5 protein-coding genes and 1 pseudogene are annotated in these 11,712 nt (G+C 69.9%); 5 read left to right on the top strand and 1 reads right to left on the bottom strand.

What is annotated here, in order from left to right:
- Positions 1 to 440: 440 nt before the first annotated feature.
- From ACIP6U_RS48010 to ACIP6U_RS47995, 4 genes and pseudogenes are all read left to right on the top strand, one after another.
- Positions 441 to 1,277 (top strand): DUF6461 domain-containing protein, encoded by an 837-nt coding sequence (locus tag ACIP6U_RS48010; protein WP_401729797.1) that lies wholly within the window; start codon positions 441 to 443, stop codon positions 1,275 to 1,277.
- An 845-nt stretch (positions 1,278 to 2,122) separates the two neighbouring features.
- Positions 2,123 to 4,020, top strand: a pseudogene (locus ACIP6U_RS48005) (NAD-binding protein).
- A gap of 232 nt (positions 4,021 to 4,252) precedes the next feature.
- Positions 4,253 to 5,893, top strand: coding sequence for a hypothetical protein (locus ACIP6U_RS48000; RefSeq protein WP_401729795.1), 1,641 nt, complete (start codon positions 4,253 to 4,255; stop codon positions 5,891 to 5,893).
- Positions 5,890 to 6,276: a hypothetical protein gene (locus ACIP6U_RS47995; protein WP_401729792.1), complete on the top strand. Its 387-nt coding sequence runs from the start codon at positions 5,890 to 5,892 to the stop codon at positions 6,274 to 6,276. The genes ACIP6U_RS48000 and ACIP6U_RS47995 overlap by 4 nt, the downstream gene beginning before the upstream one ends.
- A 15-nt stretch (positions 6,277 to 6,291) precedes the next feature.
- On the opposite strand, the gene ACIP6U_RS47990 is transcribed toward ACIP6U_RS47995, so the two are convergent.
- Positions 6,292 to 9,552, bottom strand: coding sequence for a DEAD/DEAH box helicase (locus tag ACIP6U_RS47990; protein ID WP_401729790.1), 3,261 nt, complete (start codon positions 9,550 to 9,552; stop codon positions 6,292 to 6,294).
- Between the two features lie 596 nt (positions 9,553 to 10,148).
- On the opposite strand from ACIP6U_RS47990, the gene ACIP6U_RS47985 reads away from it, so the two are divergent.
- The gene (locus ACIP6U_RS47985; protein ID WP_401729788.1) at positions 10,149 to 11,669 is read left to right on the top strand and encodes a potassium/proton antiporter; all 1,521 of its coding nucleotides are present in this window, start codon (positions 10,149 to 10,151) and stop codon (positions 11,667 to 11,669) included.
- The last annotated feature ends 43 nt before the right edge of the window (positions 11,670 to 11,712 follow it).

The raw sequence follows: 11,712 nt of genomic DNA, 5'->3' as shown, positions 1-11,712 counted from the left end.
GCGGCCTCACCAACGAAGACTTCGTAGTCCTCGATCAATGGCTGCGGGCTACTTGAAGATCCCCACGGTGATCCACAGGAATTGACAATTGCTCGGCCAAGCGCGTTGACGGTGTCATCGAGGATGTGGATGCCACCGTGTTCAAGGCCTTCCCGGTCGAGTCTTTTCGTCCGTCACAGGCCTCGCCGTCAGTCTCGACGGCCGGTGTCCAGGTTTGAGGCGGGGACCTTCAGCGCGTGTTCGTGGATCGCTTTTGGCTGGTCAGGGGCACTTTCTGTTCCCTGGCCGCCTGCCGACAGGCCGCTCCATGAATGCGCGAGGCCAAGAGCTCGTGACGCGATCATGTGGCTGACACGGATTGGGCACAGCCCGAGTCCCGGCTCCAGCCATGAGAACCGGCATGGCGGGCATTGTCAGGGGCATCAGGCACACTGCGCCGTATGAACTTGGTGGCCTCACACGACTACGCGTGGATCCGCACCTCGCCGATCTTCCGCCACATGATGGAGAGTGGATACACCCTGACACTGGTACGGGGGAGGAGCCCGCAGGAGGTGCTGCGTGCGATGGAGGCGGAACCGCGCGGCATCGGGGAGGGCTCGGCCGGGCTGATCGAGGCGGATGACGCTCACCGTGCCGAGGTAGATTACGACTACTGGGACGAGTCCTACGTCGCAGGCGCCTTCAAGGCCCCGGGCGAGGACGGCGACTGGACAGTTGTCCTCGGCTTTGACGGTGGCCTTGGGATGCCGTGTGCGGAGACGTTGTCGGAGGGCGGCCGGGTCGTGGCGCACTCGAGCAACGGCGGCAAGCCCATCCACCTCTTCCACTGGTTCGAGGACGGTGAGCTCCGTACAACGTTCGAGGGCCCCTCGGCACGCGATGGCAGCAGCCCCGATGAACTGGTTGCTCTGTTGCGGGCAGTCGGTTTCCCGCTGACTCCGGAGGGAGAGCACGACGAGTACGCCCCGGCCGTCGACGGGAAGGCGGCGGTCCTCGCTCTGGCCGAGAGACTCACCGGCATACGCGTCACCGAATCCCTCCTCCAAAACGCCACGTACGAACTGGGACTCGTCCCCGATCAGCCCGCCGAGGAGTGGACCCGCATGGTCGTCGACATCACCGATGCCCATGGCGAGCGTCTGTACAAGGAATGGACCTACGAGGAGATGGCGGCGGCTTCCGACCGGGCACGGGCGGAGGCGAACGCGCCGGTCGTGATCAACTACAACGAGCCTCTCGCCCAGGGTCGTCAGGACCGCGAGACGGGTGAGTAGCGCACGGGCGCGTGGAGGGTGCCTTCGGGTACGTACCACCCTCTCCGATGGACATTGCCGCCATGAGACCTTCTTCGATCATGGAGCGGCAGCCCTTTTGAGCCGTCAGTACAGATGAGGCTGCAGGCGAGGCAGACGAATGCATCGCGGAGTTCGGTGCGGCGTTCCCATCGGACGGCGAGTCGTTTGCAGTGGTGGAGCAGCGCAAAGGTCTGCGCGACGACGTGACGGAGCTTGCCCAAGCCCTCGATGTTGGGGGCGTCGGCGGGGCCGGCCCGGGCGTCCGGTGACGGGCGGGATGCCGTCGACCAGGGGCGAGGGTCTGGGTGACGTCGTTGACGTTGGCCGCGGTGGCGATGACCTTCAGCGGGATGCCCGCGTCCGTCGCAGATCACATGGTGCTCACTGCCCGACTTCCGCCGGTCGACCGGTGACGGCCCGGTATCGGCTCCCCCTTTTTCGCGCGCCGTGGGAGCCGTCCGCACAGGCTCTGGACCAGTCCAGCTCGCCGGCCGCCAGCGAGGCCTCCAACGCTTCATGTCGGCTCGGCCTCACAGATCGGGCGGAAGGCGGGCACTGACCAGCACCAGGAACTGCGCCCGTGATCATCGGTGAGCAAGCCGATGGGCGCGGGACTTCACTCGTGATCGATTACGGTCTCTCGGCGACGTGCACGCCACCGTGGCCCCAACTGGTACCGATATCCGTGGAGTGGATGTGCGCCGACTCGTATGCGATGGCCGGTGGACCCACCCGATCGGCAATGACATGGCCAGGAGGTTGCCCCAGTGAGACACGTGCCGTCACTTCCCGGACAAGGGCAACGCACGGCAACGACGGGCCACATGGTCGTGTGCGGCGACGACGCCCTCGCCGAGCGCCTGGCAGCTGAACTGCGCGAGTTGTACCGGGTGCGGGTCATCGTCGTCGTACCGTCGCTGCGCGGCACCACCGACACCGGAACGGGCATCGCTCGACGAAATTGAGCCGCCGACCTGCTCGCCCGGATGCAGACGCTCGTGAACCGATCGGCCGGCGCGGAGACAGCGCCCGGCGTCCGCGTCCTCGAAGCCCCGCTTCTCGACGAGGACGCCATGACCGAGGCCGGCATCGAGCGGGCCGACGCGCTCGCCCTCGTCCATGGTGACGACGAGACCAACATCCGCGCCGCCCTCGCCGCCCGCCGTCTCAACCCCCGCCTGCGGCTGGTCATTCGGCTCTACGACCGCAAGCTCGGCCAGCATCTCGCCGACCTGCTGGACTAGGCGGCGGTGGTCGCCTCCCCCGGGCTCGACCCGGCCGCACTGGACACCTCGACCACCGTCCTGTCCGACGCGGATACCGCGGCCCCCTCCCTGGTGGCCACCGCAGTGACCGGCACCAGCAAGGTCGTTCAGGCGGACGGTCTGCTGCTGCGCGCCGTGGAACGCATCCCACCGGGACGCGGCGAAGTCGCCGACCCCGGCCTGTGCACGCTCGCCCTGCTCTCCGCCACCACCAACGACCCGGCGGGAACGGAAGGTTCGGATGCCAGCGGCCAGGACGGGCCGCTGCTGCTGCCGGACGACGAGGCTGTCGCCGCCGCCACCGGACGCGGAACCGTCGTCCTGGAAACCGTCACCCACGCCGGCCCGTCCCGCCGCGCCGGACGCGGCCTGCCGCTCGGCTCGCTCTTCTCCCGCCGGCTGCGCTGGGTCCTCGCCGGACTCGTCCTCAGCGTCCTCGGTCTGGCGGTGGCGTCCTGGCTGACCACCGGCGATCACCCCCTGCACGCCGCCTACCTCACGCTCCTCGACATCTTCGCCATCGGCGACCCCGCCCTCGACGCGCCCGTCGCCCGTCAGGTCCTCCAACTCCTGTCCGGGCTGGCAGGGTTGCTCCTGCTGCCCGTACTGCTCGCCGCGGTACTGGAAGGGCTCGGCACCTTCCGCACCGCCTCCGCGCTGCGCCGCCCACCGCGCGGGCTGTCCGGCCACGTCGTCCTGCTCGGCCTCGGCAAGGTCGGCTCCCGCGTCCTGGCCAGGCTGCACGAGCTCGGCATCCCGGTGGTGTGCGTGGAGGAAGACCCCGAGGCGCGCGGTATCCCGTTGGCGCGCCGACTGCGCGTGCCCACGGTGATCGGTGACGTCACCCAGGAAGGCGTCCTGGAGGCGGCAAAGATCCACCGCGCGCGCATGCTCTGCTCGCCGTCACCAGCAGCGACACCACCAATCTCGAAGCCGCTCTGTACGCCCGTTCCATCGCACCCCGCGTACGCGCGGCGCTGCGCCTGTACGACGACACGTTCGCCGCCGCCGTCTACCGCACTCTCCGCGCCGCCCACCCCGCTGCCCTCACCCGCAGCCGCAGTGTCTCGACCCTCGCCGCTCCCGCCTTCGCCGGGGCAATGATGGGCCGCCGCATCCTTGGCGCGATCCCGGTCGAACGGCGGGTGCTGGTCTTCGCCGCGCTCGACGTCGCCGGCCATCCACAGCTCGAAGGTCGCACGGTGGCCGAGGCGTTCCGCCCCGGTGCCTGGCGTGTCCTGGCCATCGACTCCGCCGCCCCGGACGAGCGGCTGCCTGACCTCGCCGTCTCACCGTCGTACGACGGCGACGAGCATCCCAGCGGCCTGCTCTGGGACCTTCACCCCGGCTACGTACTGCGCCCCCAGGACCGGGTGGTTCTCGCGGCCACCCGCCAGGGGCTGGCTGAACTGCTGGGAGCTCATCCACGAACACGTCCGGGTGCCGTGGCACCGTAGTCCAGGAACTCCCTTTACATACCGCCGATTTCGGATGGATTGCGGTAGTTGCATGTAGTAGGCAGCGTCCGGGTCCTTGGGGGACGATCGGTCGTCGTACTCACGGGCGGGGGGCTGCATGGACAGTGATTTATCAAGATCCACCGACGAAAACTGGTCACTGCTGAAGGTACCGGTCGTCCCACGGCCGGGGAGGAACGGGGCCGTGCCAGTCGGTGCCGGGCAGGGCGGGATGACCGAACCCACTCGGCTACTGTGCGCCGCCGCGCACCTACGGCCGGACAGAGCCGCGGAGTTCGCCGACAAGCTCAAGAAGTGGCGCCGCAAGAAGACCAAGCAGCTCGGCGACAAACTCACCCCGAAGGCCGTACGCCAACGACAGCTGGAACAGGCTGCCAAGCGGGCTCTCGCGCAGCAGGAAGCCGCGCTGGAGAAGTTGAAGGATCCGGGGGAGGACAGCGAACCGACCTCCCCCAAACAGCCGCGGGTGCTCGTGGGCCACGAGTACGCGCGCTGGATGCGCCGCCGGATAGCTGCCGGCGGACGTCCTGTGCCGTCGCAGGGGTTCGACCTTGAGGCCGTACTGACGGCGTGCGCGCAGGCCGAGCGGCTGCTGTGGCTGCGCCGCGCCCTGACCGTCCTGGCCTTCGCGGCAGGTGGGGCCTTCCTCTTCGCGCCTATTGCCTACCTCGGCCCGGCCGTTGCCCTGCTGGGAGTGTGGGCGGCGTTCTGCGCCGACCGGGTGCTCGCGCAGCGACTGCTCCGCGCGGTCATCGGCGCCGACCAGGCCGAGGCATGGGGTGCGGGCGTGCCGCGCCGGTTCCGCGGTGCGGTGGAGCGGATCCGGGACGCGTCGTACGGGGAGGTCGTGCCGTATCAGAATCAGATCCGCAGTGCCGGAGCGAAGTATCACTTCGTCGGTGCGGGCAAGGTCTGGTTCGAGACCCAGATCGGCATCGACGTGATGCCCGCCAAGGCGGAGGACGGGGACGGCAGCCAGGACACGGTGGACGGGAACGCCCCCGCCCGGGCTCTACCGAGTGTGGAGCAGCTGTTGGCGGGAGCGGTACGGGGTGACGGGGTGGTCCGTTTCACTCCGGACGATCTGCACGCTCATGTGGCGCGGGAGTTGCAGCGTCCCACCGATCCGCTGCCCGACTTCCACCCCGACAGCTCGCAGGAGGTCTTCGGGGTTGCGGCGATCGCCGCCGAACGCTGGGACAGCCTGACGGCCGAGCGGTGGGAGGGACTGGTCACGCTGGCACGGGACGGGGTACGGGCGGCGGATGCGCAGCGGGCACCGAAGGTCGCCCGGCGTTTCCTGTGCGCGCGGATGACGTCCTGGGACGGCGAGTTGGTGGCGTCCCTCTTCGTGGGCTTCGCCTATGAGAACCACTATCTGCGGGTCGTGGTCCGCCCGCATGTGGTCAACCCGGTCCACCCCGATCTGCGGGAGGCGGAGAAGAAGTCCAGGAACACGGGATGGTCCTCGCGCAGGCATACGGCGTATCTCGCCGCCGTGGACACGGGCTGGTTCCTCGTGGGGCTGTTCCGACGGGCCAAGAGCAGTGAGCAACGTCCCGCACAGGATCCGGGGAAGGGGCCGGTGAGCCTGCGCGAGGTCTATTCGACCCGGTACATGGACGACATGCTCCAGTACGACGACGCCCGCCGCTACATCGACATGATGCAAGGCCGGGTCCTCGCCGCAGTCGAAGGCTTCCTCGTCGACCACAACGTCGACACCGTCGCCTACCGGGAACAGATCACGGTCGTCCTCAACAACGGCATCATCAACACGGGCGAGATGAGCAACGTCCAGAACCAGCCGGGAGCGGTGGGCTCCCAGCAGTCGGCAGGAGGGGCAACGTGAGGTTCGGTCGCAAGGCACAACCCGGCGGCTCCAACTCGGGTATCCAGAACAGCGGGTCCATGCAGAACGTGCAGAACCAGCCGGGCGCCATCCACTCCACGCAGAGTCAGGACAACTCCGGCATCGGCCGCGATGAGTTACAGGCCATCGGTGAGCTGCTGGTCCGAATCCGCCAGGGCATGGAGCAGGAACGGGACCACGTCAACGATTACGAGGTGTGCGTCGGCTTCCTGGACATGGCGGCCGAGCAGAAGCTGGACAGTCCCGAGGGGCGCGTCGTGGCCACGGGCCTGCTGGAGAAGATCAAGGAGAAGTGCGGAGGGGTGCCCGGGCTGGTTTCCCTCATCGCGTCCACACTGTCGGCGGTCTCCGCACTCGCCTGACACCAGGATCTGACGTCACCCTCGCTGCCCGTCGGCCTGCCAGGCGTGGGCGGGCAGAGCGTCGGCGAGGGTGGCGAAGAACCGCTGGTCGCGCCAGGCGTCGCGGTCGCCGATGACGAACAGGCGGCGCTTGGCGCGGCTGACGGCGACGTTGAGAAGGTTGGGGCGCGAAGCGGCCCAGGCGCGGGCGCCGGGGCGGCGCGGGTCGGTGCCCAGCACGAGGATCACGACGTCGGCCTCCTTGCCCTGGGTGGTGTGGATCGTGCCGACCCGCCCGGTGGGTATCAGGTCCCGGCAGGTCTTCCGCGCACCGGCTACAACAGCGCGGAAAGGGCTGATGACGTACACGTCCTGGGCCAGGTCGACACCACCGTCGTCGCGCAGTCGCCCCAGGATGCGGCGCAGCGCCCGCCCCTCCTCGGGAATCCAGTGCCCGTCGGCTTCGGCGGCGGTCACATGTACCCAGCAGCTGCGGGGGCCGTAGGGGTAGGGGCCTCGGTCGGGGGTGCCGTACACCATGAGGTTGTCGTAGGCGATGGCGTTGCTGACGCTGAACATCGGGTCGTCGCACCGGCGGTGGACGCGCAGTGGGGCGCCGGTCCACACCTCGTGGGAGCCGTCGGGGAGTTCGGCGGGCAGGAGGGTGCCGTAGCGGTTGGTGCGGTCGGCCAGTTGCTGCACGGAGGTGCGGCCGGGCGCCCACTCCTCGCCCACACCGTGGTCGTCACGCAGGGCACGCTGCGCGGTCCAGGGCAGGACGACCACGGGTTCGAGCTGCAGCGGATCGCCGACAACCACGGTGCGCTTCGCCCGCCACATGCCGCCCACCGCCATCTGCGGAGTGGCCTGGCCGGCCTCGTCGATGAACAGCCAGCCAAGTGCTTCGCGGCCGAGCCGGCCGAAGACCCGGTCCAAGGAGGCGAACGTCGTCGAGACGACGGGTACCAGCAGGAACAGGCTCTGCCAGGCAGCCCGCAGATGTTCCTCGGGAACCGTCTTGGGTACGGCGCCGGTTACGGCGTCCATCGCGGCCATGAGGTTGGCGTACATGGTGCGGGCGGTGCAGCGCAGGAACGCCTCGTGCAGGCCGAGGGCGGCCAGGAACAGTTCGCTGCGGGCCCGGGTGATCTCCGCATCCGCCCAGGGCGCGGCCAACTCACGGATGGTGTCGTCCCGCAGCCAGTCCTCGTGCGGCACATGTGCGCCCCAGCGGGAGCGCGCCCGGGCCACCTCCTCCGCAAGCCGGTCGACGCGGGCTACGGCCTCGTCAACAGCCAGCTCGCACGCGACCCCCTCGGCCACCGCAATGGCCGCGGCCCGCCCAGCCTCGTCCAGCCGCGCACGGACACCGTCCCGTACGACGCGCTGCTCTTCCTCTTGTGCGGCGAGATCCCGTTCGGTGCGGTGCCAGGCACGAGCCGCCCGCCCCCACGTGGACAGGGTCACGATCAGGCCCGGGCGGCGCTCGAAATGCGCCGCGTGGCGGCCTTCTGCCTCCGCAAGGAGCATCTGGGCATGACGCAGCGCCTGGTCAGCCTCGAGGACCGCGGCGTCACACTCTCCCAGCCGCGCGGCAGCCTGTTCGGCGACCTCCTCTGCCGTGCGCAGGCCGGTCCGCGCAGTAGGCAGTTCGTGTAGTGCCGTAGCGGCGGCCTGGCGTTCGGTGCGCAGCCGCTCGACGTCGGCCAGTGCAGTGTGGAAGCGTTCCTTGGCCGCGCGCCACACTCCGCTGTGCGGTGTCTTGAGGTAGCCGCGCAGGAGGTGTGCCACCCCGTGTTCGCTGTCGACCCAGGCGTCGCGGCCACGACGGCGGTGCCCGCGTGGTGGGGGCGGCGCATCGTGGTCCGTGAGCCGGTACTTGCCGTGCCAGAGCCGGTTGACGAACTCCAGGCGGTTCTTCTTGCTGCCCAGGCGGGCCGCGACCACGCCCCACGCCGGGACGCCGCCGAGCAGCCGGGTGGCCTGCTCGGCGAAGAAGTCGGCGTCCTCGCGCCACGGCTCACCGAGGGCCTGACGGGCCGGGATCTCGGTCGAGATGTTCTCCACCGCACCGTTGTTCGCCGAGGCCACCACCATCTCGAAGCCGGTGAACTCCGGGCGCAGCGGCGTCACCGTGCGCGTGTAGTCACCGCTCTTCCACATGTACGGGGCACGGTCGGCGAAGGCCTGCGACGGCAGGCGCAGTGAGGCCAGCCGCGTCGCACGCTCCACGATCACGGCGGCGAAGCAGTCGCGCAGCATGGTGGTCTTGCCGGTGCCGGGGGGACCGTTGACCGCGAACAGGCCGCCTGCCTCGCCCAGTTGCCCCTGGACGGTGTTGACGGCGAACTGCTGGCTCAGCGCGAGCGGATGTCCGGGCTCGGTCGGCCACCGCCCTGCGGGTGCGGCAGCGGGCGTCACTCCGTCCAACGCCACCTCGGGCCGCTGCCGCAGGTCGATGCGCCACGCGGTGTTCACCTCGACACCGGGAGTGAGGTACGCGGCAAGCCCAGCACCAGGCTCCTGCGTGCGCAGTGCACGGGCGACCAGGTCCAGGTCCGCGGCGATGAAACTGTTCAGGAAGTCCTGCTGGTCGGCGTCCCCCGCATGGCCCTGCCGCACCGCCACGCTCCGCACCCGCACCTCCTCGGGGCCCAGCGCCTGCGCCACGCCCCAGGCTTCGGCCACCTCGCGAACGAACGCCAGCAACTCCTTGGCCGACAGCCGCCGTTGCCCGACCCGCTCTTCACTGTCCTCGTCGTCGGCGCGATCGGATTCCGCATCCAAGCCGACGTCCGGCGGCTCATCGGCTGGAAGTTCCCCGAGTTCAGCGGCTCGCGTCAACCAGATGTCGGTCTCGTCGTCGAACCCGTCCAGCCAGGAGTGGCTGGACGGCCCGGGCGACAACACGCGCCCGGTGGCCCAGGCGCAGGTGGACAGCACGGGGGAGTCGAGCAGCAGTCGCCCCTCGTCGGTGACCGTAAGAGCGAACAGCGCGCTCTCGCCGTCCATCCGTCCGTCGTGGTCCTCCTCGCTCTCGCCGAAGACCTCCAGCAGGGTGTCGCGCACCGCGCGGAGTGCGTACGCCCCGCCGTAGACCACGTGTTGCCACACGAAGCCGGACTCCAGAGGCACTGAGCGCAGTGCGTGTCCCGCCTCCCAGGGGAGTGGGCCGTCCGCCGCCACCGCGTACACCCGATCACGTGCCGAGACGACAGGTATCATCTGCGGGCTGAACAACTCGACCGCCCGCCAGTAGCCCACGATCCCGGACCGTCGAAGCCGCTCGTCCGCCATACCCCGCCCAGGCCCCTCAGATCCGAGTCCAGCTGCCCCCGACACCCTACGCAACTGCCCGGAGGCGGAGCGAGACGGATCGGCCCCCTGTCTGCGGACACCTGTCGGTTCGCCGCCTGGCCGAACAGGACGGATCCCGCCGCCCACAGCAACCGGTCTTCGTCAGGAGTATGCGCCGTGCGTCCCGGAGGCGCCGCCGCGCCGCGCTACCGTGACGGCCTGCTGTCTCCTGATCGTCAGTACGGCCATCTTGGCCGTGCCCTGTGCAGGACTTGTCGACATGGCTCGCTTTGAGCGGCTGTCAGGGAGGAGAGGTCCGTGACCGGCGAAAGAGTCTCCCGGGGGAGGCCGAGCACGGGTGTCGTGCACGGCACGGGAGAGTCGGGGCCTCGGCCCGGCCGGTGCCGGAACTCGCCGGGCCGATCGTGGCCTCTCCCTGCCCGTGGCAGAGCCGAACCGTGGCAACGGCCCTGGGCCCGGCGCAACCGGCCAGGTCCGGGCTGGATCCGCAGTGGCTGTGCCGTTCGTACGGCAGCCGTCCGCCACGGCGACTCAGCGAGTTGCCGACGGGACAGGCTCGACGCGGGGGCGGCCCTGTGACGCTGCAGGACCTCTACCTGACCCTGCTCATCGGCGGCACCGTTCTGCTTGCCAGCATCGCCGCCGCCCGCACCGCCCACCGGGCCGGTCTGCCCAGCCTGCTGCTGTTCCTGGCCGTCGGCGTGGTCGTCGGGGAGGACGTGCTCGGCCTGCACTTCGACGACGCGCAACTGGCACAGGCCCTGGGTACGGCGGCGCTGGCCGTCATCCTGGTCGAGGGCGGTCTGACATCGAACTGGCCCGACGTCCGGCGCCTGTTGTTGCCGGCCGGCGTGCTGGCCACCGCGGGGGTCGCCGTCTCCGTCACGGTCACGGCGGCCGGCGCCCACTGGTTGTTGGGCATGGACTGGCACCTGGCGCTGCTGCTGGGCGCGATCGTCTCCTCCACCGACGCCGCCGCAGTGTTCGCCGTACTGAGGGTCCTGCCGTTGCCGCAGAAGGTCACCAGCCTGCTGGAGGCCGAGTCCGGATTCAACGACGCCCCGACCGTCATCCTGGTACTGGCCTTGAGTACCGCCACCGCCGACGTGCCCGGTCCGGCGGACATCGCCGGTCATCTCGTCTACGAGCTGGCTGTGGGCAGCGTGCTCGGGCTGGCGATCGGGCGCCTGGGAGCCGCCGCCCTGCGCAACATCGCTCTGCCTGCCACCGGCCTGTATCCGCTGGCCACCGTCGGCTTCGGCATCGTGGCCTTCGCCGCCGCCGGAGCGGCGCACGCCAGCGGCTTCATCGCCGCATACCTGGCCGGGCTCGTCCTGGGCAACGCCCAGCTCCCACACCGCGCCGCCACCCGCTCCTTCGCCGAAGGCGTCGGCTGGCTCGCCCAGATCGGCCTGTTCGTCATGCTCGGCCTGCTCGTGGACCCCAGCGAACTGCCCGCCACGATCGGTCCGGCCGTCGCCGTCGGCCTGGTCCTGCTGCTGGCTGCCCGGCCCTTGTCCGTGCTGGCCTGCCTGCTGCCGTTCCGCGTCCCCTGGCGAGAGCAGGGCTTCATCTCCTGGGCGGGCCTGCGCGGCGCAGTGCCGATCGTGCTCGCCACCTACCCCATCGTCGAAGGGGTGAATGGCGCCCGGAACCTGCTGAACATCGTGTTCGTGCTGGTGGTCATCTTCACCGTCGTCCAGGGCCCCAGCCTGCCCGCCGCCGCCCGGCTGCTGCGCCTGACCAGACCGGGCGCCCTGCGCGACATCGAGGTGGAGACCGCTCCGCTGGACGCCCTGGACGCGGACCTGCTCACCGTGAGCATTCCCGCCGGGTCACGCCTTCACGGTGTGGCCATCTTCGAACTGCGCCTGCCGTCGCCGACCGTGGTCACGCTGATCGTCCGGGACGGCGCCACCACCGTCCCCGGCCACGACACCGTGCTGCGCATGGGTGACGAACTCCTCCTGATCACCACCCCGAAGGTGCGGCAGGCCGCCGAACGCCGCCTGCGCGCGGTCGGCCGACGCGGCAAGCTCGCCCGCTGGCTCGGTGAGCACGGCGACCCGGAGACCACGGAACAGACCAGCTCCTGATGACCGGGAACACCGAGCGGAACGCCCGGAACCCGGCAACCAG

The sequence above is a fragment of the Streptomyces sp. NPDC088794 genome (assembly GCF_044750545.1).
Classification (GTDB): Bacteria; Actinomycetota; Actinomycetes; order Streptomycetales; family Streptomycetaceae; genus Streptomyces.
The sequence above is the reverse complement of the archived record's forward strand: the minus strand, read 5'-3'. Positions and strand labels throughout refer to the sequence as shown.